The sequence below is a fragment of the Colwellia demingiae genome, from assembly GCF_007954275.1.
Classification (GTDB): domain Bacteria; phylum Pseudomonadota; class Gammaproteobacteria; order Enterobacterales; family Alteromonadaceae; genus Colwellia; species Colwellia demingiae.
On sequence record NZ_VOLT01000014.1, the window covers coordinates 88,919 to 112,873 of the forward strand.

Genomic DNA, 23,955 nt, shown 5'->3' on the forward strand with positions numbered 1-23,955 from the left:
GAATGATTACAGGTATATACAAGTTAAAAGTAATCGAGACGTGACGGTTAATATGTCTCGATTAAATTTACGCTAGGTTGCTCTTTTTATAGCGGTGAGCAACACAGCTAAGATCATTTATTCTTTAAGATTTTTTGCGTTTCTGAGCATCTAGAAGAACAGCACCGATGATAATCATACCTTTGATAATTTGCTGCCAGTATGGATCAACGCCCAACATATTCAGCCCTTTATTCATCACACCAATAATCAAAGCGCCTACTATACACATGGGTACAGAGCCAACGCCGCCAGCAAGTGACACACCACCAATAACCGCTGCTGCTATAGCATCAAGTTCCCACATGTTGCCAAATGTTGGGTTACCTGCAAAAGCTCTAGAAGTAAGCATTGCACCAGCAAGACCCGCTAACACACCACATAAAACATATACTTTAACCAAGGTAATTTCGACATTGACACCGCAAATTCTTGCCGTATTAACGTTGCCACCTATTGCATAGACATGACGACCAAAAGTTCGTCTGCTCATCATCGTATGACAAGCAATAGCAACTAAGACGTAAATAATAACCAAACCAGGTATACCAAATACAGAAGTGCCGGCAATAGAAGTGAAAGCATCAGAGCTAGCGTCAACAGGACGGCCATCACTGAATAATTGAGCGAAGCCTCGAGCTGCCGTCATCATGCCTAACGTTGCAATAAATGGAGGTATACGGCCATAGGCGGTAATCGTACCGTTTATTAAACCGCAGAATCCACCAACGAGCATAGCGCCACCAAAGGCAACAAGCGTCATGCCATATCCTTCGCTACCAGTAACTAATGTAGCGGCAACGACTGAGGCCAAAGCAACAATGGAACCCGTCGATAAATCGATACCTGCTGTGACAATCGCAAAAGTTACGCCAATAGCAATAATACCAAACATAGAAACCTGTTCGAGAATACTAAAAATGTTCCGAAAAGAAGCAAACCCCTCAATGTTGAATGATAAAACAGTAAATAAAAGGATCAGTATCAATACCATCCCATATTTATGAAAAAAAGCCGAATAATTCATATCTCGGACAGCATTTGTTGTTGTAGCGATCATTGTCCTACTTCCTCAAATTTATAATTTTGTTGATCATTTTTTATAGATGGCTCATTTTGATGAGCATGTTCAAGCGCTTGTTCTGCTGTATCGCCTGCGGCCATTTCAAGAATAATTTCCTGAGTGGCATCGGCACGATCTACAATGCCACTCTCGCGCCCTTCGGCCATAACCATAATCCGATCACTTAGGGCCAATAGCTCTAACATTTCTGATGAAATAATAACGATGGCTTTACCGGCCTTAGCTAACTCTATTATTAACTTGTAAATTTCAGCTTTCGCACCGACATCTATTCCTTTAGTAGGTTCATCAAGAATTAAAATTTCAGGTTCCAACAGCAACCATCGAGCTATAAGAACTTTCTGTTGATTACCTCCAGATAAGTTATCGATAATCGTATCAACCGATGGTGTTTTTATTCTTAATTGTTTTTTCTTTTGATTAGAAACAGCTGAAGCTAACTTGTCAGAAACAAGTCCACTTTCTAAGTAAGGCAATAAGTCAGGCATAATCATGTTATCGGTAACACTCATATTGAGCATTAAACCTGTTTTCTTTCTATCTTCAGTTACAAAGCCAATACGGTGCTTAATTGCATCCATTGGTTGTTTAATATCAACCTTTTCTCCATGAATGATTACCTCACCTGATTCAGCAGGAACATAACCAAAAATAGCTTCAACAATTTCACTACGACCTGAGCCGACTAATCCAGCAATACCAAAAACCTCCCCTTTTCTTACATTAAAGTTAATGTTCTCAAACTTGCCAGGTAGATTTAGATTTTTAATTTCTAGTAGCACTTCACCAATATCAACACTGTCGCGAGTGAACATCTCATCCATTTCACGACCAACCATCATATTGATCATTTCTTCTTTAGTTATATCAGCAGTATTCTTAGTACCTATATATTGTCCGTCTCGTATAACCGAAACTTCATCACATAATTCGAATACTTCGCCCAGTTTATGAGAAATGTAAATAATTGCGATGCCACGCTCTTGCACTTTTCTTACAATCTTATATAAACGATGAACTTCCGATTCTGTCAGCGCAGTTGTCGGTTCATCCATAATAATAATTTTTGCATCATATGAAACTGCCGTAGCTATAGCCAATAGTTGCGCTTGAGCTACAGAAACTTCACTCATCAACACATCGACTTCCATTGGGATCCCAAGCTCATCCAGTACTTTAGTGGTCTCAGCATTCATTTGCTTCTGATCCATTAAGATGCCTTTAGTAATCTCTCTACCAAGATAAAAATTATCTGCAACAGATAGATTAGCTGAGGGGCTAATTTCTTGAGGAACCATTGCCAATCCAGAACGAATAGCATCAATTGGAGAATTAGGTTGGAACGGTTTACCATCTAAGAGAACAACACCACCTTCGTCAGGGGTATAAATTCCATAAAGAATTTTCATTAATGTCGATTTTCCAGCACCATTTTCTCCCATAAGTGCATGTATACTGCCCGTACGAATGCGCAGGTTGACATTATCTAAAGCTTTAACCCCGGGAAAGGTTTTGCTTACATTGTTCATTTCTAAAATATAGTTTGAGTTATTCACAGGTTTTCTTCTTTTTATCGAATAGGTTATAGCTAATCAGGACAGTGCTCTTTAGCATAATTCTCTCCTCAGTTAATCATTCACTTTCTGAGGAGATTTACCTTTATCAGACAATATTAATGGAGGGCATAAGTTACCCCCCGGCTCAGATTAATATTTTAAGAGATATGCTTCTTTTTGCGACTTATCAACTAACTCAAAATCTATCCAGTTCATTTTTTTAACCTTTTGACCTTTTGATAGCTTATAAGCAATTTCAGCACCACCGTACCCTTGCCCTTTAGCACTTTGGAATACAGTAGTATCTAAGCCTTTACCTAAGTATTCCAAAGCATCTGGCGTAGCATCAATCCCTGAGATGATCAAATCGGCATCTGTTTTCCCTGCCTTAGTAGCCGCGAGCAATGCACCGATTGCCATTTCATCATTGTTCGCCACAATCACATTAATTTCTGGGTGTGCTTGTAGTACATCTTCAACAATTTGCAGTGCTTTAGCCCTATCCCAACGACCTTCATGCTCGGCAACAATCTTAATGTTTGGATATTTTGCAAAGACTTGTTTATTGCCTTCAGTGCGGTATATTTGAGCTTCCTGCCCCATAGGTCCTAATAGCAACAAGATATTGGCCGACTGCCCATCTAATAATCCGACCACGCTCTCCGCTTGAATAATACCGGCTTCAATTGACTCTGATCCGACATAAGCATCAACGCTTTTCATTGTTTTCTCATCAGGAAGTCGATTAATAATAATCAAAGGTATACCAGCTCTTTTTGCTTTTTTGGCAATAGGTTTGACCGTCGCTATATCGGTAGGTACAACCAATAAAGCATCTACTCCTGAATCTATAAAGTTATCGACGTCATTTAACATTTTACCTGGATCATCATTGGCGTCAGTCAACTTAAAGATAACATCATCATGTTTAGTATCAAAATCACGAATACCATCAAAAAGATAGCTCAGCCACTTATCGGCAAAGGACGACATAGGGGCGCCAATAACCAATGAATCATCGGCTAAGGCAATGTTTGAAGTGGTAGTGAGTATTGCGGCGGCCAATAAGGTTTTTTTTATCGTTTTTATCATTTTTTTTTCCTTTTTTCTTTGCTTGAATAGTTGCGCAGTTACACTGCGCAGTCTTAATAAAAAAACCAAGGTTTATCGACTTTTTCACGTCGAACTACAAACTATGGCTCTTTCGGTAAACTTCATGAATGAGCTAAAAATGGCATGTACTAATAACTAACTTGCTCTCCATCTAACACCTCAGTAATTTAAAGATATCAGTAGATTGCAAGACCTCGAATTAAGAATTACAACCTTAATTCAGAGAAGTCCACAGTCCATCTTTTTTATTTGATTCCAGCGCAGTATTAATGAAACGGACGCCATCTACACCCTCAGCTATCTTGGGGTATACAAACACATCGTTCTGATTATCTTCCTCTGTTATGTCTGCAATAATTGCTTCAGCAAATTCTGAATATAAAGTAGCGAACCCTTCTCGGTAACCTTCTGGATGGCCGATCGATATCTTGCTAGCTCGATTTGCTATCGGATACAATTCAGGTCCCCCTTTAGTCAGTAGCCTTGCCGGTTTACCAAGCTGGCGGTGTAGCAATTGATTTGGTTGCTCTTGATGCCATTCGAGACCACCGTTGCTACCAAAAACACGCAAATAAAGTCCATGTTCTGCACCTGCAGCACATTGGGTAATCCAAAAGGCACCTCTAGCACCATTGTCATATCTAAGCTGAATGCTGGTGTAGTCCGTGGCTGTTCGACCCGGTGTCAATACACAGGTCTCAGCACTAAGTGAAGCGGGAAGCATTTGTGTTACAAATTGGCATAGGTGATAACAATGAGTACCAATATCAGCCACAATCAAATCATCACCGGCTACTGCTGAATTCATGTGCCAATTGCTGCCATCTTTTTCTGATTCTCCTAACTCAGCAAGATGCCCCTGAACATAATCACACTGGATCATTCGAATTTCACCAATATCACCTGCCTCCACCATCGCTTTTGCTTGGCGAACCATAGGGTAGCCTGAGTATCCATAGGCAGCACAAAAGTGAACTTTTTCTTTAGCCACTAATCGTTCTAACTCTTCGGCCTCAGCAAGGGTATTAGTCAGGGGTTTTTCACAAATAACATGAAGACCACTTTTTATAGCAAGACAGGCGACAGAAAAATGCTCACTGTTTGGTGTCATGATTGCTATGACATCAATACCATCTTTTCGGTTAGTCTCACTGTGAATCATTTCAGCTGCTGAGCCATACCCGCGAGGAATACCAAGATCTATAGCAGCTTGAATTGATCGCTCAGCATTAGAAGATAAAACCGCTGCGACAATATCATATTGCTCATTCATTAGTGCTGCGCCTCGATGAACCCCGCCGATAAAAGAGCCTGGACCTCCGCCCACAACGCCTAATCTAAGCCGACGACCTAATTTTTTTATCATATTGTTGCTATTCATTTATCACTCCAAAAATTTTGTTAAAAAGAGTTAACCTTGTTGCGCTTAACCTATCTTACTTTTCAACATCGACCCAAGCCTGCTTGTCCCAAGAGGCTAAAATAGCCTGCTGTACTTTTGCTACCGCTAGGGCCTCTTTCAAACTAGGGTCAGCTTCCGTCCCGTTAGAAACAGCCTTTAAGAATTCAAAGCACTCGATAACCTTAAGATCATCGTATCCAAGCCCAGTGCCTGGAGCCGGATTAAAACGTTCGTGATTAGGGTGTGCAGGACTACTATAAATCGTTGTATATCCTTCTTCTCCAGCTTCATTATTACGATACTGCAGTTGAAGTTCATTCATCTGTTCAAAGTTCCAACGTAATGCTCCTTCAGTTCCGTGTAGTTCAAATCCCATTTCAGTCTTTGGTCCATTGATAACTCGACATGATTCAATTGTTCCGGTCACACCATTTTCAAATTCTAATAACGCACTGACATAATCATCATTAGTCACAGACGCCATTGGACTGTCAGCATTACCTTTGGCGTAATGTGAACTCGTCCCTTCTGTGGGTAAAGGACGTTCTTTGATAATAATTTGAATATTGCTGGTTAAACGTTTGACCGGTCCAACTAACATATGGGCCATATCAATGGTGTGACTCATAAGATCAGTTAATGTGCCGTGACCATTTTCTTTTTGAAATCGCCATGAAAACAAAGAATGGGGATCACTGGCATAACAGTTTAAAAAACGTCCACGGTAATGGGTTAATCGCCCTAATTTTCCATCCAAAATGAGCTTTCGTGCATATTGCACCACAGGAGCCCAGCGATAGTTATACCCGATCATACTTAGTACATCATATTGTCTGGCAATTGCTTCAGCTTCCGCAATTTCTTGAGGATTTTTACCAGCAGGTTTTTCGCAATAAACATGTTTGCCAGCTTCGGCAGCCGCTTTAATTAATTCCAAATGCATACCAGTTGGCGCAGTAATATTAACAACATCGACATCGGGGTGAGCAATGACTTGCTTCCAATCCGTTGTATACTCTTCAAAGCCAAATCTATGCTGGCTATCTCTAGCGCGCTCCTCAACAGAGTCACTACAAATAACTAACCTTGGATCAATATTTTGATCATAAAACCTGTCGGCAATAACCTTATAAGATCGGCTATGACACTCGCCCATCCATCCCATTCCAATCACACCAACACCAATTGTTTTTCTCATTATTTTTGCTCCTCTATTACCAATATCAGGATAACTAATAGAACACTGGCTAAAACGCTGATCTTCTAGCGAAATCTCCAGTGAATATCCGTTGTAATTAATTAGTCGATTTTAAACTGTGCTTTTTCAAATACCTTTTTTAGGTGATTAAAGCCCAGCTTTGCATATTTAAGAGGTGGGGCTTTTATCGGATCTTGTTCCGCCTCTACGACAACCCAGCCACTATAATTTTGTTCTCGAAGCTCGTTCGCTATTGACTGGTAATCAATCATTCCGTCTCCTGGTACTGTAAACACGCCTGCCAGTACCGCATTAAGAAATGACATGTCTTGTCGTTTTACATCGGCTAAAATGTTGTTTCGAATGTCCTTCATATGGACATGGTTTATACGATGTCCGTGATTTTGTAACAACCGAATGGGATTGCCTCCGGCAAATACCAGGTGACCAGTATCCAAAAGTAAGTTGACGTCATCGCCCGTGTTGGCCATCAAAACGTCTACTTCTTCTTCTGTTTCAATAACAGTGCCCATATGATGATGGTATGAAAGAGAGACACCTTCTGAACTCATAAATTCCGCAAACGACGTTAATTTTTCACCATAAGCTTTAATTTGATCATGGGTTAATATCGGACGTCTACTTAACGGAATTGCTTGCTGGTTTTGCACGGTTCCTGTTGTCTCGGCATAAACCAAAACCTGCGCACCTAACTCGCGAAAAGTATGGAGCTGGCTTGCAACTCTGCGTTTTTCTTCTTCAAGGCTATTTTCCAGCAAACTGCCGGAAAACCATCCAGATACCAGATCCAGACTATATTTTTTTAACACGGGTCCCAGAATCGTTGGATCCATCGGAAATTTCCCACCAGTTTCGGTACCACTAAAGCCAGCTAGCTGACTCTCTTTGAGACAAGTTTCCAGACTCGTTTCCCCGCCTAGTTCAGGTAGGTCGTCGTTCGACCAGGCAATGGGTGCTATTCCAAATTTTACAGACATCAAAATTTCCTCTTTTATTCACACTTAAAGCGCTTTTTTTTAGTAGTAGTTGTTCAATAAAGTCCAATCAACATTGAGTAACCTGAACTGAACTTAATAATTTTCATTACCCACAAATACAAATAAGTACTATGAAAATATATTTGGCCGATATAATTTGACTTAATCTATGGGAGAATATATGTTAAAAAAAACACATTAAAGCCCATGAAATAAGGTTAAGTTGCAAACTCGAGTTGATAGTCTAGTAGAGATCAAGCTACACTAGGAATCTCTACAACTACGTATATCATTTGATTAACTACTCTAAGAAAGCTCTAACCTTATTATTTTATTACTTGTAGGATCTGGATATGAATGGTGAACGATTGAACTGGCCCGAAATTTATTCAATAGGCAATGAGTGCAGTGAAAAGTATGTAAATTCCAGAGATACCGATAGTCCCATCGAGGCTCATGATATTGTTGCAGCGGGCATTTCCGACCTAGCAGGAACCTACGATATAAGCAGAAATAGTTTTATAGCACACGTGGTTTTTTTTACTGTAGAAGGAATGGGTATCGTTAAATATCCAGGAAATAAACGAGTCTTGACCCGTGGTGATATTATGATTGTTCCGGCAGGATGCCCCGCACGCTATCAACTTTATGGTAATAACTGGAAGACGGTGTGGTTTGACCTTGCCAATGTAAATAGCTGGGGGTGGTTAAAAAATAGAGAAATTAGCGTCCATAAAGCAAAATACCTTGATCAAATTTACAATGTCATGAACGCCATTTATAACGAAATTCACAGCCAAGAGCTCGAATCAAAAACACTCGCAGATCATCTTACAAGTGAAATTGTTATATACCTTAAGAGAGAGCTGAACTTTGAAATTGCAGATTATTCTAAACACATTCGAACTCGATTGGAAAAATTGTTTCAAACAGTAAACCACCAATTACAATTGCCATGGAATGTAGAACTACTGGCATCGACAGCCGCCATATCACCGTCGCACTTATACACTCTGTGTCGGGAACATCTCGGCATAAATCCAATGAAAAAAGTGAATCAATTACGCATGCAGCGTGCCAGAATGCTTCTTTATCAGACTAGTGCCCCTATAGCAGATATTGCTAATACGGTGGGCTATCAAAATCAATTTAACTTCTCCAGTGCGTTTAAAAAGCAATCAGGAATATCTCCCTCTCTTTACCGTAAAAAAATCAGATCAAGTGGAGTTCTCTAAACCAGCAATTTCATCACAAACAGGATTCGAAATTTTCATGCATCGTTCACCACAGGAACCGTATGCTGCGCTATGAGTGAGGTAACGGCATTACGAATATAGCCGTGAACATTGAAAATGCTGGTATTTCAAACATAAGACTGATTTTTATCCGAATGAGATCATGATACGCCTTATGCAAGAAACCATCTCACAACAGTAACAAAATTGGCTCTTGAGTCACTACACCGGTTGGACGAAGCCGTCTGGCTACAACGCTGAAAAAACAGCCATTATGTGTCTGTTTGATTTGCGTTGTTAACTGATTTTAACCCTATACCCGTAATCATTCAAAATGCATATTTCAGAGGGAGAAAAAATGATTTAGGCAAGACATTGATTGTGGGGAATGATTGTTCCATTATCAAAATCAATCACGACGTATAAATAGTTTTTAGCCCCATCGTAGAAGCGCTTGAGCAATCCCATTTTATTTTTACGTAAAAGAATTGGATGCTACACGGATATAGCTTATTAGCAAAACAGTGGATTCGCCTCAAAATGAAATAGCTCAAGCATTTTGAATGAGCTTGGGTATATAAGCCACTCAGAGTGATTTATAAGTTCGCTTAATTTTTATCATCGTTCTGAACACTTACCTTGATGAGCAGCACACGTCGCCAGCAATTACCGGAGTGTGCTGTCGGCATTTTGGGATTTCACCTTGCTAAGGAAAAATCAGTAAGCTATTTACTACGAATGCCAGAAAATTAAAAAACAGGGTGAACGAGGCGTAGAACCAGTAAGAGATATTTTTCTAATAAAGGTTACCAGTCTCTCCCTGTCTTTATTAGCAAATGAAGCTACACACCGATTCTCTGACGTGCGCTCTGTTCATCATGATCTGAACGAGCCTGACGAACCTCTTCTCTATTACTAACTTCAGGCACAGCAACATCCCACCACGCATCCCCCGGTGTCCAGTCAAACGGGTCGGTATCAATTTGAATGACATAGGTTCTATCAGCAGCTTTTGCACGTAAAAAGGCTTCTTCAAGTTCATCGATACTTTTAACTTTCTCCCCCAGGGCTCCCATGCTTTTGGCATTCTGAATAAAGTCTACTGAGAAGACCTGCTCCACATTACAGTCTTTGAGCAAGTTATTGTAAGATGCCCCACCTGTATGGTTTTGCAATCTGTTGATGATGCCATAGCCACCGTTATCACAGACGATAACGATCATCTTGTTGCCGTCTAAAACAGAACTGTAGATATCAGAATTCATCATCATATAAGAGCCGTCGCCAACAAAGACGATAGTATCCACGCCCGGCTTATCTTTGGTCAATTTTGCAGCGCCCCAGCCGCCAGCGATTTCGTAGCCCATACACGAAAATCCAAATTCACAATCGAAAGTACCAGGGTTTTTGGTCTTCCAGTTTTTGGTTAGCTCACCGGGTAAACCGCCTGCTGCACTAATAACCCGGTCAGAGGGGGCACAGTTACGGTTGATTGCACCGATGACCTGCGCATAACGAGGTAGTTCTTTGCCATCTTTAGCCGTTCTACTCTCTAATAATTCATTCCACTGTTTGTATTCCTGTTGACCTTTTTGGAACCATGATTCTGCAGCACGCCAGTCAGACAGTTCTTGATCCAGCTCCTGAATAATCACCAATGCATCTCCAACTACTGAAATCGCTTTGTGTTTGACTGCATCAAATCGAGCGGCATTGATCGATACGATTTGACAATCGTGAGAGAACACAGTCCAGGATCCGGTAGTAAAATCTTGCAATCGGGTTCCTATTGCAATAACTACATCTGCCTTGGCTGCCATCTCATTTGCAGAAGTAGACCCTAGGATACCCAGCGGCCCAATATTCACCGGATCATAATGAGTTAGTGACGAACGACCAGCTATGGTTTCACACACTGGAATACGGCGACGTTCAGCCAAGTTGCGAAGTTCATCTGCCGCTTCGGAATAAAGCACACCGCCGCCAGAAATTATGAGTGGTCGCTCGGCATTTTTGATTGCTTCAATTGCCCTTTCCAGCTGATTAGCATCCGCTCTTGGGCGTGGCACTTCATGAACTACTTCTGCGAAAAATGATTCCGGATAATCAAAAGCAATAGCTTGGATATCCTGAGGAATGCCAATAAATGCTGGTCCACAATCTGCGGGGTCAAGCATCGTGGCAATCGCTTGCGGCAGTGTAGAAATTATTTGTTCAGGGGAATAAATCCGATCCCAATACCGACTTACTGGCTTGAAACTATCATTAACTGAGGTTGATGGTGAATGAAAATGTTCAACCTGCTGTAAAACTGGGTCAGGTCTTCGGTTAACAAATGTATCACCACAGATAATCAGTAGAGGTAACCGGTTTGCATGCGCTACACCGGCTGCGGTAATTACGTTGGTTGCACCTGGGCCAATTGATGTTGTTACTGCCATAACCTGTTTACGGCGAACTGCTTTTGCATAAGCAACTCCCGCCAGAGCCATTGATTGCTCGTTTTGACCACGCCAAGTTGGAAATTTTTCACGCACCTCCACCAACGCTTCTGACAAGCAGGAAACGTTACCATGACCAAATATCCCGTATACTCCAGGAATCAACGGTACCTTTTGACCGTCAACAATTGTTTTTTGTGCCATCAGATATTTAACAAGAGCTTGCGCCATAGTCAGTTTTATTGTTTTCATGATTTATCCTAGTATTCTGAAGTTAATTTATGTTTGTTTTTTAGAGACAAATATTTTTGTCATTACTCGGTAATCAATACTTCACGATTAACGACCAAATTTTGATTGAGGTAGCCATCCAGTCCCGCGATCACATTTTTAACAGATGATATCCCCATCCGAGCGGCGCATTCATCGGTTAGTCCAGCAGAGTGAGGACTAAGTAGCACATTTTCCTGCTGAGCCAACGGTGAGGATGCAGGCATTGGCTCGTCAATAACCGTATCCAGTGCAGCCCCTTTAATTCTGCTATATTTCAAGGCTTGCGCCAGGGCAAACTCATCAATGAGCCCACCACGAGCGGTATTGATCAAGAATGCGGATTGTTTCATGAGGCTAATCATTTGCTCATCAAACAGGTTGTCAGTTTCTGGTGTTAGAGGGATATGCAGACTGATGATGTCGGCAATTTGTACTGCTTCTTTTAGGAGTTTTACGCGAGTAACACCATACTCCTTCACCTTCTCATCTGATAAATAAGGATCGTATACCAATACCTCTGCATCAAATCCTTTCAGTCGTTTTAACACTTCAAATCCAATTCGACCGAAACCTACAAGAAGTATTTTTTTGTTCCACAACTCAGATGCCGCCAAGGAGTTCTGGATGGCCCAGTTTCCCTGCCTGACTTCCCTGTCGTATTGGCATGTCTGTTTGGCCAGCGCGAGTATCATGGATAACGTATGTTCGGCAACAGCTATCGCATTCACATTTTCAATAATTGCGACTGGTATATTCATTTTTGTTGCCAAATCAACCGGAACATTGTCATAACCAACACCATGACGGGAAATGACTTTCAACTGTTTGCTATTTAATAATGCCTGTTTTGGCAAACGCATTGTGCGTATTAACAGCGCATCATAATCCGGTAACAAATTGATAAAATCACTTTCAGTTGGATGATCAATCATTCTGAAATCTATATCATCTCTTTCTTCCAGCACTTTCAGGCCCAGAGGGTGAACTTTGCCAGCCACAAAAACCTTTTTAATATTCATCTTTTTAATACTCATCTACATGCCTCTAATTTGATTGACTGGAGAATGATGAAGTTCAAGCCAAATCATCATCCGTATTTCATGTCAGTGTTGACTGAAGGGAATAACATTGATTCAATTCAGAGAAAGTGTACGATGCCTTTTTGGTGACTTACTTGGGATTATCTTTGGCATCCTCATTAAGAACTAATGATTGTCTCCCCACGCCGACAATAATATTAGTCTTTATCCTTCTACATCAATTGGTTGTACAAATAAATTATGAAATTGACATTCAGTAGCCACTACCAGATTGAATGCTTTCTGTATCTTCTTTCATTGTCTGGAGAACCTGCTGTGCTCCGCCAACCATAAGACGCACATCAGAACCAATGGTTACAAACTGAAAGCCTTTCTTAATCATTCGTTTGGCATATTCTGCAGAGGCATTATGAATGCCTGCTACAACTCCATGTGCCTTTGCCCGACTCAGAATATGGTCAATGGCTTCAACAACTAGTGGTTCGTCTTGATCAAACTTCGGCGTGCAACCTAACGCATTCGACAGATCAGCAGGTCCGATATAAATGGCATCAATACCATCGACTGACAATATGGCATCCAGGTTTTCTAGCGCTTCTTTGGTTTCAATCATGGCAAAACGCACTATGGTGTCATCGGCATATTTCGGATAATCTGCACCGGCATATAGCAAGGATCGAATCGGACCAAAACTTCTCTGACCTAGGGGTGGATAGGTTGTGTAGCTGACAAAGGCTTTTGCATCTTCAGCTGTATTTACCATGGGACAAATAACCCCATAGGCACCAGCATCCAGTACTTTCATCAAAATGCCTGGTTCCAGCCAGGGAACCCGAACTACCGGCATGGTGGTTGTTGTGGAAATAGCAGTCAGCATAGGGATCAGGCTGGTGTAATCGGTAACGCCATGTTGCATATCGATGGTCAACGAGTCCCACCCTTGGTGAGCCATCACTTCAGCTGAGAAACTACTTGGAATTGCCAGCCACCCATTAACAACCGCACCACCGTCCGCCCAAATTTGTCTAATTAAATTATCTCTCATTTTATTCACCCTATACCTGTGTTACGACATGTGTATATTTAAGATTCATGTAATCGGCCAGGCATTCAGAACCACCCTCTCGACCAATTCCACTTTCCTTAATACCACCAAATGGTGCTTCTGCCGTAGCCAGAGCATAAGTATTTACACCTACCATTCCGCTTTTAATTTGCTTGGAAGCTTCTGTCGCCAAATGAAGAGACTGACTCCATACATAGGCTGCCAGCCCAAAATTGGTATCATTTGCCTGATTTATGACGTCATCAAAATCATCAAAGCGATTTATCACAGCAATGGGACCAAAGGACTCTTCATGCATCAAACGAGCGTTCCTGGGAACATCAACCAACACTGTGGGTTCATAATAGTGTCCTTTGTCACGATTCATTGGGCGACCACCAACCAGCACTTTTGCACCACATTCAATAGCGTCTCGTACCAGCTCATCAACTTCAGCTAATCTCTTAGCTGTACGTAATGGACCCATTTGTACATTCTCATCACGACCATTACCAACAACCAATTCAGATGCTTTACGGGCAAACTCGTGACTAAATTCTTCAAAAACACCAGACTGCACATAAAACCGATTTGGGGAAACACATACCTGACCGCAATTTCCGAATTTAGAAGCAACGGAAGCGTCCAATGCAGCACTTAGGTTTGCGTCGTCAAAAATCACACAGGGACCGTGGCCACCCAATTCCATGGTTACTTTTTTCATAGTTTCTGCAGACTCTCTAACCAGTTTCTTTCCAAGAGGCGTAGAACCTGTAAGAGATATTTTTCTAACAATAGGAGATTGCATAATAACAGGGGAAGTTACTGAAGCACTGCCCGTCAACAGGTTCACGACGCCCGCAGGAATACCGGCATCATGGCAACACTCAACCATCGCGGTAGCTGATGCCGGCGTTTCTGTTGAGGGACGACAAATAACAGAGCAGCCTGCAGCCAACGCTGGAGCCAATTTTCGGGCAACAAGAGCCACGGGAAAATTCCATGCAGTAAAAGCCGCGACTACACCCACTGGTGAATGGTCTACTCGAATATGACCATTTTTCAGACGACTTTCGACAGTGCGGCCATAGATTCGTTTAGTCTCTTCAGAAAACCAAATAAACTGATCAATGGCCAACTCCCATTCCCTCTTGGCCTGAGCCAGAGGTTTACCAGTTTCCAGTACGGTTGCCCTTGCGTTTTGATCAATGCGTTCAGCCATTAAATCAGCTGCTCGTCGAATGAACTCTCCGCGTTGCCAGGGATCAAATTTCGACCAGGTATCCAAGCCTTTTTGTGCGGATAATATTGCGCGTTCCGTGTCTTCTTTCGTTGCGGCGGCGCATTGTCCAATAACTTTTTCTTCTGCAGGGTCAACTACATTTATTGTTTTTCCATCAGAAGATGCAGACCATTCACCGTCGATATACAAGCCTTTTAATTCGTACATGCTTTATCCAACCTAAATTTCAGTTATATTTAAAAGTACTTATTCATAAGAGTTTTTTTAACATAAAAACCAACAAGCCAATCGAGCGACACCGGCGTCAACAGTACCAAAACTGGCTATACAATGAATAACATTGCCTCATTCTATAGGCCTACCCGTAGTAATCGGAATCTAGCTTTCTACTTAAGATATATGAATTACTACTATTATTACCTTTTGGCTTCATTGGTCTTTTTTCGGAGGGATGTGACCTAACTACAATTTATCATAACGAAATTATTTGTAAAAAAAACGGCTTTAAACCGAACATCCAGTGCAGAATCAATACGAAATAAAGTAAACATAACAGCTTTGTTTTGCGCTTACGTCGTAAAGTAGTTGGCTGGGAAGTTCATAATAATGAAACAAGTGTGCAAGCGGTAAAATTGCTAGAACGGAGTGTTTGGCCGGAAAAATGCCGAAAAAATTACTAGACATCGAAAAGTCATCTGAAAAATGAAGCCAAGTGCTTAACACCAAAAGCACGTCGAAAAAGAAAAAATCGAAGAAATATAATAGTAGTAATTCATATACCTTAAGTAGAAAGCTAGATTCCGATTACTACGGGTAGGCCTATAGAATGATGCAATGTACGTAACATCTGCTTAATTGCCCACGTACTAACCTATGCAACATAAGGTTTTAACAACATTCAACATTTAGCACAACAAACTGGTTTAAGACTAGCATAAATAGGAGTTTACAGCATGCAAGTAATAGGTAATTTTATCAATGGTGAGCGAGTTGTCAGCGAGAGTAGTCGTAATGCTCCTGTCTTCAATCCAGCAACAGGCGAGCAAACGAAATTAGTCACGCTTTCAACAGTAAGTGAAACAGAAGCCGCTATTGCTGTTGCACAAACAGCATTTGAGACCTGGAGCAAAGTTACGCCCCTAAATCGCTCACGCATTATGTTCCGCTTTAAAGCATTGATGGAACAAAACATCGATCAATTAGCCGAAATGATTACGCTAGAGCACGGCAAGGTTTTATCTGACGCTAAAGGTGAACTAACCCGTGGCATTGAAGTGGTCGAGTTCTCTTGTGGCATTCCACATTTGTTAAAAGGTGAGCACTCATTAAATGTTGGTCGTGGTGTCGACAGCTTTTCGCTAATGCAACCATTAGGTGTTTGTGCCGGCATTTCACCGTTTAACTTCCCAGTAATGGTACCGATGTGGATGTTCCCAATCGCCCTAGCCTGTGGTAATACTTTTATCATGAAGCCATCGGAAAAAGATCCAAGCGTTATAATGCGCGTTGCCGAGTTATTAAAAGAAGCCGGTTTACCTGACGGCGTATTCAACATTATTAATGGTGATAAAGAATCCGTTGATGTATTACTTAGTGACAGCAGAGTCCACGCAGTGAGCTTTGTTGGTTCAACCCCAATCGCCGAATATATTTATGCCACAGGCAGTAAACACGGTAAACGTGTTCAGGCCTTGGGTGGCGCTAAAAATCATATGATCGTAATGCCAGATGCCGAAGTTGATCAAGTTACATCAGCTCTAATGGGCGCTGCATTTGGTTCGGCGGGCGAACGTTGCATGGCAATTTCAGTAGCCGTTTGTGTTGGTGACGGAACAGCAGATCTGTTGATTGCTAAGCTAAAGCAAGAAATTTCGGAGATGCGTGTTGGTCCCGGTTCTGGTTTTATCGAAGAACCTCATATGGGGCCGTTAGTCAGTAAAGTTCATGCGGATAAAGTATTGAGCTATATTGATTCAGGGATAGAAGACGGAGCGAAATTACTGGTTGATGGTCGTGATTTTAAAGTTGTTGACCATGAGCAAGGCTATTTCGTAGGACCAACCTTATTTGACCGTGTAAAACCTGGTATGCGTATTTATAATGAAGAAATATTTGGCCCCGTATTATGCGTGGTACGTGTTAAAAGTTATAACGATGCCGTAACATTGATTAATTCACACGAATACGGCAATGGTACTTCCATTTTCACCACTGATGGGGACAGCGCTCGTCAATTTTGCGAACAAATTCAGGTGGGTATGGTTGGTGTTAATATTCCAATTCCTGTTCCAATGGCTTTTCATAGCTTTGGCGGCTGGAAGCGCTCGGTATTTGGTCCATTAAACATGCACGGTAACGATGGTGTTCGTTTCTACACTAAAATGAAAACCGTAACAGCTCGATGGCCTAAAGGTAACCAAACAACAAATACCTTTTCGATGCCAACCATGGGATAACTTCATCTAACTAGGTGCTTTCAATGCGTTTTAAACGTGTTGAAAGCTGCTTTATAGATATTATATACTTATTGTAATAATAAGAACTATTGGCATTAAAATAATGAGTCCATATCACTTTATTTCAGAATATACCAATTAAAAATTACAATAAAATATGGATATATCACCATTTTTTTCAGTTTTTTATTCAATAAAGATCATTGTGATATTACTAAAAAATACTAGTTTATCGCATCAAAAATTCCCCTGCCTTTTAGCTTGTTAAGTCATATTCACGCCAATTCATGTCATAAAAGAGTATTAAACAGCAACAAAACACAAGCGCTTGCATCTCTTATTAAATTATTTATAGTTACATTTAATTTCTGATGATTAATTAACAAACAAGGTAACATATATATGATTTATCATCACTTGTAGCATAAAAAATTACCACCCCCATAATATAAAACCATAAAAACAACAACTTAAAACAAAACCTCATATAAACCTTAAAATTAAAACTACATTAAATTGTTTTAATAAACTTTTAAATTGCATAACAAACAAGCAGAAATAAATATTGATTTAAAATACAAACCCAATAAACTCAAGGGAGCTATGGGTATAAACAGAACATAACTCCAAATAAACTTGCAAGCGCTTGCATTAATGATTTAGTGTTGATATGGTTATTGAAGAACATGAATACTGATAGGAACACCCTATTTATAAAAAAGAATAAAAGAAGAATAAAAAATACATAACAAGCAAACAACTCTGGAGTAACGATGAAATATAATAAATTAAAAAACACCTCATTATCCCTTATAACCCTATTTTGCGCCGCAGCAATGAATGTTAACGCTGCTGAGCCACCTGAAGGTCTTTCTGAAGCTGATATTACTTATGTAAAACAGCTGATAGCCGAAGATGCTAAAACTAAACAACAAGCAAATAATGATTTCGAATTTAACGGATACTTTCGTGCTGGAGCCAATACAGTTATAGGCGGAGGTGCCAAAAACGGGGGCTCTTGTTATTCACTGAATTATCCGAAAAATGATGGTATTTATTACCGTTTAGGTAATGAATGTCGTGATTATGGTGAATTTAAATTTACTAAAAACCAACAAATAAATGGCGTAAATTTTAAAGCCGTATGGATGATGGACATCGCAGGTGATTCACGCGGTCCAACCAATGTCGAACCTTGGTCACGTCGTTCTAGAGAAATGTATGTTGAATCTGATAATCTACTCGATAATGGTACATTATGGGTTGGACGTCGCTTCTATCGTGCTGTTGCTGTTGGGGATGTTCATATTCTTGATTATTTCCACGTCCAAAGTTCAGGAAACGGTGCTGGTGTTAAAGATATAATGGTAAATGATACCGACAAACTACATATAGCAACAATGTTTTATGGCGGTGAAGGTGAGATCACAGGTGCAGACGGCACTACTGATAGTAATTATCAAAATATAATGGCAGATATACGCTATGAAATGGATATCGGTTCTGCTGGTAAATTAAAATTTGCATTCCAAAATCTATTTGTTAATGACGCAATCGATACTGCAGGACTAGCTGATGGCAGAACACTAACCGTGCAGTGGGAAAAGAAATTAGGCATAGTTAATCAAAAAACAGTCATTCAATACGGTACCGGTGCTATGGCGCGTAACCCAGGTAGTGCAGGAACAGATGGCGGAAGTTTCGATTATGCCGCCGATAGTAGCTCTACAGGCTTTCGTATTTTTAACAATGGTCATATCGAAATTACACCTAAAATGATTGTGAACTACATGGCAATGTATGAAAAATCTGATGATTATCACACATTAACAAGTGTTGGTATCCGACCACATTATTCGCTAACCGAACACTGGAGTGTTTTAGGCGAGATAGGTTACAACTTATACCAAACAAAAACTGATGGTGTTGAAAATGACCAACAGCGACTAATGAAATATGCTGTTGCATTACAAGCAACAGCCGATTCTACCAATTTTTGGTCACGTCCATCATTAAGATTTTATATCAGTAACTTCGATTGGAATGCTGCTGCTGGTCAACAATCTGGCCTGAGCGTACCTGGTGAAGTTGGTGATGAAAGTGCCTTAGTTGCTGGCGTACAAGCTGAGATTTGGTTCTAAATTTTAGTATCAAGCAGATAATTTATCCTCGCAAGTTACAAACTTGCGAGGTTTTATCAATAACATTAATTCATACTAATTTTTATAAATAAATTGCGGTAGAATTCAAATAATGTCTGTCAGACTATATAAAATGGGTAAAGTGACTGAGTGCCTGCGTTCACCAGACCAAGCATTTAGAAGTAGTTAAGTTAACAAAAAAGCTATTTCATCTCGAACACTTCAAAAGTAGTAATATGTTTACTGTTTTTCATACCAAAACCTCATATTTACACTATCCCTTATCACATACTCGCCTGGACAATGTCAACTTACTCAATGATTACACTCGAATATAAAAGTAAGTGGCTATGCCTCTGATTTTCTAGTTTCCTCTGCTAAAACCACTAAATGGCTAGTTTTCTTTATCTTGTATAATACAAAACTAACAGATAAATGAAAGCCGTAAATTGATTTTGGAGCTTGAGTAAAAAATCTAGTGAAATACAATACAATGAAATTTTCTTTATATTAGAAACGTGAATAATTGGTCGCTAATTCATCAAAACAAGTTTAAAATAACGTAATGAGATCCTTACCAAAGGTAATAACATACCACCTAGGATTGATAAACTAAATAAGGCAGGTGTGTAGCAGATATGTTACAAATATTCTGTGATATTTTCTTTTGTTGATTATCACAGTGCTTTACAATAGCAGACAAGGGATAATGTAACTATTGAGGCAAGTAAATACGTTTTCACTTCTACTGTGTAACTAATGTATTTGTTATCAAAGTCTATTATGTCCCACAATCTATATCCAAAATATTCTATTTAGAAGGACACCAAATAAATAATGGGACAAGGTAGCTATAAGCACATAACTCAAAAAGAAGTTGCAATGACAGCTGGTGTATCGCTTTCCGCAGTTTCACGCACATTTACCGAAGGGGCAAGCGTTTCACCTTCGACTAAGAAAAAAGTTACAGAGGCCGCTAAAATATTAGGGTATAAGCCCAACATGTTAGCTCAATCTTTAATGACAAACAGAACTAGGTTAATTGGCATAGTTAACAGTAATTTCGAAAACCCTTTCCTCATCCAAGTTTTTGATCTAGTTACCCGAGAATTGCAAGCAAGAAACTATCGCTCTCTTTTTGAAAACCTGACTGAAAAATGCAACCCTGAGGATATACTTGAGCGGTTGTTACAGTATCGTGTCGACGGAGTCTTATTTATTTCTTCCGTGCTCCCCACCGCGTTTGCAGAAGTTTGTACCAAAGCAAAATTGCCGTCTGCGATTATGTTTGGCCGTGGCCATGTTAATGGACTTATTAACACCATTACGGCTGACAATTTTGGAGGAGCTGCAATTGGCGCTGAGCTTTTATTAGCCGCTAACTACAAAAACATTGCTTTTCTCGGCGGCCCAAAAAATGCGACGACAACAATAGACCGTAAACAAAGCTTAATCAATACCTTGAATAAACACGGTCAAGATTTAAAAGTAATTAAACACTGTGAGGTATACTCTTATGATGAGGGTAGAAAGAAATCACAGGAACTACTGCAAGAACACCCTGAAATAGATGCTATATTTTGTGGTGATGATATCTTAGCTATCGCTGCTATTGACTCTGCCAGAAAGCTAGGAAGAAAATGTCCTGAAAACATTGGTATTTTGGGCTTCAACGACATGCCTATGGCCTCTTGGGGCGCTTACAACTTAACGACAATTAAACAGCCGATAAAACAAATGGTCTCTGCTGCTGTTGATATAATTATCGCGCAAATAGAAAACCCTCAAAGAGGCATTGAAACAAGGATACTAGCCTGTAAAGCTGTTGAGCGAGGAACACTCAAAAACAAATAGCAATTAATTGCGCTTCAACTCATATTTTATCCATCAAACTCTGTCTATAGCATCATATAGATAGAGTGCCATTCAGCATAATTTTAATCCTATCAACAAAACTAAATATCAAAACAAATAAAATTTTATTAACTCTTATCTAAAATTAATTCTTTCTTTCATAAAAAAATATATCTTTTACTTAGACAAAAATATATTTTCGAGCAGAAATCCCGTTAAACCACTGTTATTTTTAATAAATTAATTATTTAAACATTAAAAAATTCTTTACCTTAAGCGTCATTGCAAGCGCTTGCATTTATAATAAAAGTAACTGATAATAGATTTAAGTAAAAATAAGATAAAACACAATAACACTTCAAACAGAGAGAATAAAATGAAACTTCGCCTATCAAATGCGCCCTGTTCATGGGGAATAGAATTTGCTGATAATCCAACCAATCCAGCTTGGGAAACAGTACTAAGTGAAACATCACAAGCGGGCTATAAAGCAACAGAGCTAGGGCCTTTAGGCTATTTGCCAACTGATCCTAAGCAGCTTAACGCTAAATTACAGCAATACGGATTAGAGTTAATTGCTGGCACAATATTTAAACATTTGCATGATCCATCTCAACGAGATGCCATCCTTGCGTACACTCACGAAACTTGTAAAGTAATGCAGCCACAAGGCGCAAAGTATATGGTAGTGATAGATCATGTTTCATCACCTCGTACTGACCAAGCAGGGCAAATTGAAACGGCCGATCGCCTATCTGATTCTCAGTGGTCAGAGATGATGAAGACAATCACTGAGCTGGCAATTATTTGTAAATCTTATGACATTACACCTGTACTCCATCCTCATGCTGGTACTTATATAGAATATCGCGATGAGATAGACCGTGCGATGAATGACCTTGATGCAGATTTGGTTCAGCTTGTTGTAGATTCTGGGCATAGTATCTATGCTGGCATCAACCCTGCTGAGCTTATTCGCACTTATCAAGATAGAGTAGCTTATTTGCATTTCAAAGATATTAATAAGTCAGTTCATGATAAAGCGACGGCAGAAGGTATTGACTTCTACACAGCCATTGGACAAGGAATTTTCTGTCCACTAGGTAATGGTTGCGTTAACTTTGAAGAGATTCGTCAAACTTTAAATGATATTAACTATGATGGTTGGGTAACTGTAGAACAAGACGTCGATCCTGCAGTAGAAAATAGTTCATTAGAAGATGCAAAAGAGAGTCTTGACTTTATTCACGACAAGGTTATTCAAAGCTAAACATTGGCGACTTATCTTTTGTTGATATGAAATAATTCCATAAACTATTACATATCATAATTCTATCGGGGCAAATCTATATGCCCCGATTTTAATATGCCTAAACCCACTGTCCCTGAGACTTTGCTCCAGAATTTTTGAAGATACGGTATTTAATTACTACTTATTGCTCTCCCAGTGAACACTACTATTCGTTAATCAATTAACAGTTAACAGTTAACAGTTAAAAATCACAGTACAACAGGGTTTTCGCTCAAGTAGTGTGCTTTATAAATAAATATTATGTCTAAATAAAGCAGAGTATTTATTAACGTAAGGAGATTATATGTTACCTACTACAATTAATAATCCAACAAATGATGAACAACAATTAAACATCTCAATTTTCAATGAACTATGCCAACAAAAAAATGAAGAAAACACCTACCCTTTAGCACAAAGTATTGAAAATAGCATACCCATTTATACGGGAAAAGACCTGCGTCTTTCTTTCAAGTCAGATATGACCCAAGACTATAAAAATGAATTTACTCATATCTTCAAAGAAGGTCCTGGTGTCATTGTCATTAAGGATTTTTTTAATAATAAAAATGATATTGACCACATGAGTCATATTTTTGATGAGCTGCTTAAACAACAAGGAAAAGGAGCAGGAGATCATTTTGCCAAAGATGGAAAAAATGGACGTATTTGGAATGTTTTTGAAAAAAGTGCAATGTATGATTCATCGAGCTTTATTCAATATTATAAAAATCCTTTGCTGCAAATGGTTGCACAATCTTGGCTCGGACCAAACTATCAAGTCACAACACAATTAAATGTGATCTATCCTCAAGGCAAAGCGCAGCAACCACATAGGGATTTTCATCTAGGCTTTCAAGAAAATGAGGAAATAAAACGTTACCCTCTTCACATGCAAAAAATGTCGCAATATCTTACATTGCAAGGCGGAATTGCCCACGTAGATATTCCACTCGACGCAGGTCCGACACAACTACTTCCTTTTTCACATCAATATGACTTAGGATACCTAGCATGGAGAGACCCACTTTTTATAGAATACTTCAAGGAACACTATGTACAATTACCTTTAAATAAAGGCGATGCTTTATTTTTTAATCCTGCACTATTCCATGCTGGAGGTGAAAATAAAACAACCAATATTAATCGAAATGTCAACCTTATCCAAGTATCTTCTGCTTTTTCAAAACCAATGGAAACAGTTGATTTATATAAAATAGTACTTAACATCTACCCTGAACTATTAGATTTATACCAAAAAAACTTATTATCAGGTTTAGCTTTAGATTCAATATTAACAGCAAGCTGTGATGCATACTCTTTTCCAACCAATTTAGATACAGACTCCCCTATTGGAAGTTTGGCACCCAAAACTGTAAAAGAGCTAACACTTGAAGCTTTAACAAAAAATTGGGACTTATTAACGTTTAAATACAAATTATTAGCACATCAACAAAACAGGCAGAGTTAATTTAATTGCGAGTAAACTATCAACAATGAATAAGTTTATCAAATTAGCTAAAGTATTATTGGCCACTGACAATAT

Annotated in this window: 16 protein-coding genes; 6 read left to right on the top strand and 10 right to left on the bottom strand. The window is 39.5% G+C overall.

Features of this window, described 5'->3' with window-relative positions; all coding sequences use genetic code 11:
- Window positions 1-124 precede the first annotated feature (124 nt).
- The 6 genes from ESZ36_RS20450 to iolE all read right to left on the bottom strand — a co-directional run bounded on the left by ESZ36_RS20450 (window position 125) and on the right by iolE (window position 7,390).
- Complete coding sequence (locus ESZ36_RS20450) at window positions 125-1,099, bottom strand: ABC transporter permease (RefSeq protein WP_211357822.1); 975 nt, start codon at window positions 1,097-1,099, stop codon at window positions 125-127.
- Window positions 1,096-2,679: a sugar ABC transporter ATP-binding protein gene (locus ESZ36_RS20455; protein WP_211357823.1), complete on the bottom strand. Its 1,584-nt coding sequence runs from the start codon at window positions 2,677-2,679 to the stop codon at window positions 1,096-1,098. The genes ESZ36_RS20450 and ESZ36_RS20455 overlap by 4 nt, the downstream gene beginning before the upstream one ends.
- A gap of 150 nt (window positions 2,680-2,829) precedes the next feature.
- On the bottom strand, window positions 2,830-3,771 hold the full coding sequence (locus ESZ36_RS20460) for a substrate-binding domain-containing protein (RefSeq protein ID WP_211357824.1): 942 nt from the start codon (window positions 3,769-3,771) through the stop codon (window positions 2,830-2,832).
- Window positions 3,772-4,006: 235 nt separating this feature from the next.
- Entirely contained in the window at window positions 4,007-5,173 is a 1,167-nt protein-coding gene (locus tag ESZ36_RS20465; RefSeq protein WP_146791311.1) for a Gfo/Idh/MocA family protein, read from the bottom strand.
- 55 nt (window positions 5,174-5,228) lie between these two features.
- On the bottom strand, window positions 5,229-6,392 hold the full coding sequence (locus ESZ36_RS20470; RefSeq protein WP_146791313.1) for a Gfo/Idh/MocA family protein: 1,164 nt from the start codon (window positions 6,390-6,392) through the stop codon (window positions 5,229-5,231).
- A 101-nt stretch (window positions 6,393-6,493) separates the two neighbouring features.
- Entirely contained in the window at window positions 6,494-7,390 is an 897-nt protein-coding gene (gene iolE / locus ESZ36_RS20475) for a myo-inosose-2 dehydratase (protein WP_146791315.1), read from the bottom strand.
- A gap of 353 nt (window positions 7,391-7,743) precedes the next feature.
- Here iolE and ESZ36_RS20480 point away from each other — a divergent pair, with 353 nt between their 5' ends.
- The gene (locus ESZ36_RS20480; RefSeq protein WP_146791317.1) at window positions 7,744-8,625 is read left to right on the top strand and encodes an AraC family transcriptional regulator; all 882 of its coding nucleotides are present in this window, start codon (window positions 7,744-7,746) and stop codon (window positions 8,623-8,625) included.
- Window positions 8,626-9,467: 842 nt separating this feature from the next.
- On the opposite strand, the gene iolD is transcribed toward ESZ36_RS20480, so the two are convergent.
- From iolD to ESZ36_RS20500, 4 genes are all read right to left on the bottom strand, one after another.
- Window positions 9,468-11,318, bottom strand: a complete 1,851-nt coding sequence (gene iolD / locus ESZ36_RS20485; protein WP_146791319.1) for a 3D-(3,5/4)-trihydroxycyclohexane-1,2-dione acylhydrolase (decyclizing) — start codon at window positions 11,316-11,318, stop codon at window positions 9,468-9,470.
- Between the two features lie 62 nt (window positions 11,319-11,380).
- Complete coding sequence (locus ESZ36_RS20490; RefSeq protein ID WP_146791321.1) at window positions 11,381-12,373, bottom strand: hydroxyacid dehydrogenase; 993 nt, start codon at window positions 12,371-12,373, stop codon at window positions 11,381-11,383.
- 259 nt (window positions 12,374-12,632) lie between these two features.
- Window positions 12,633-13,424, bottom strand: coding sequence for an HpcH/HpaI aldolase family protein (locus tag ESZ36_RS20495; protein WP_146791323.1), 792 nt, complete (start codon window positions 13,422-13,424; stop codon window positions 12,633-12,635).
- A 10-nt stretch (window positions 13,425-13,434) separates the two neighbouring features.
- Window positions 13,435-14,874: an NAD-dependent succinate-semialdehyde dehydrogenase gene (locus ESZ36_RS20500; protein ID WP_146791325.1), complete on the bottom strand. Its 1,440-nt coding sequence runs from the start codon at window positions 14,872-14,874 to the stop codon at window positions 13,435-13,437.
- A 746-nt stretch (window positions 14,875-15,620) separates the two neighbouring features.
- Between ESZ36_RS20500 and ESZ36_RS20505 the strand changes: the two genes are divergently transcribed.
- The 5 genes from ESZ36_RS20505 (at window position 15,621) to ESZ36_RS20525 (ending at window position 23,880) form a co-directional block, all read left to right on the top strand.
- On the top strand, window positions 15,621-17,123 hold the full coding sequence (locus ESZ36_RS20505) for a CoA-acylating methylmalonate-semialdehyde dehydrogenase (RefSeq protein WP_146791327.1): 1,503 nt from the start codon (window positions 15,621-15,623) through the stop codon (window positions 17,121-17,123).
- A gap of 773 nt (window positions 17,124-17,896) precedes the next feature.
- Window positions 17,897-19,264: a carbohydrate porin gene (locus tag ESZ36_RS20510; protein WP_146791329.1), complete on the top strand. Its 1,368-nt coding sequence runs from the start codon at window positions 17,897-17,899 to the stop codon at window positions 19,262-19,264.
- Window positions 19,265-20,101: 837 nt separating this feature from the next.
- Complete coding sequence (locus tag ESZ36_RS20515) at window positions 20,102-21,118, top strand: LacI family DNA-binding transcriptional regulator (RefSeq protein ID WP_146791331.1); 1,017 nt, start codon at window positions 20,102-20,104, stop codon at window positions 21,116-21,118.
- A 376-nt stretch (window positions 21,119-21,494) separates the two neighbouring features.
- A complete protein-coding gene (locus ESZ36_RS20520) occupies window positions 21,495-22,388 on the top strand; it encodes a sugar phosphate isomerase/epimerase family protein (protein WP_146791333.1) in 894 nt (297 codons plus the stop codon).
- A gap of 325 nt (window positions 22,389-22,713) precedes the next feature.
- Window positions 22,714-23,880 (top strand): phytanoyl-CoA dioxygenase family protein, encoded by a 1,167-nt coding sequence (locus tag ESZ36_RS20525; protein WP_146791335.1) that lies wholly within the window; start codon window positions 22,714-22,716, stop codon window positions 23,878-23,880.
- Window positions 23,881-23,955: the final 75 nt, after the last annotated feature.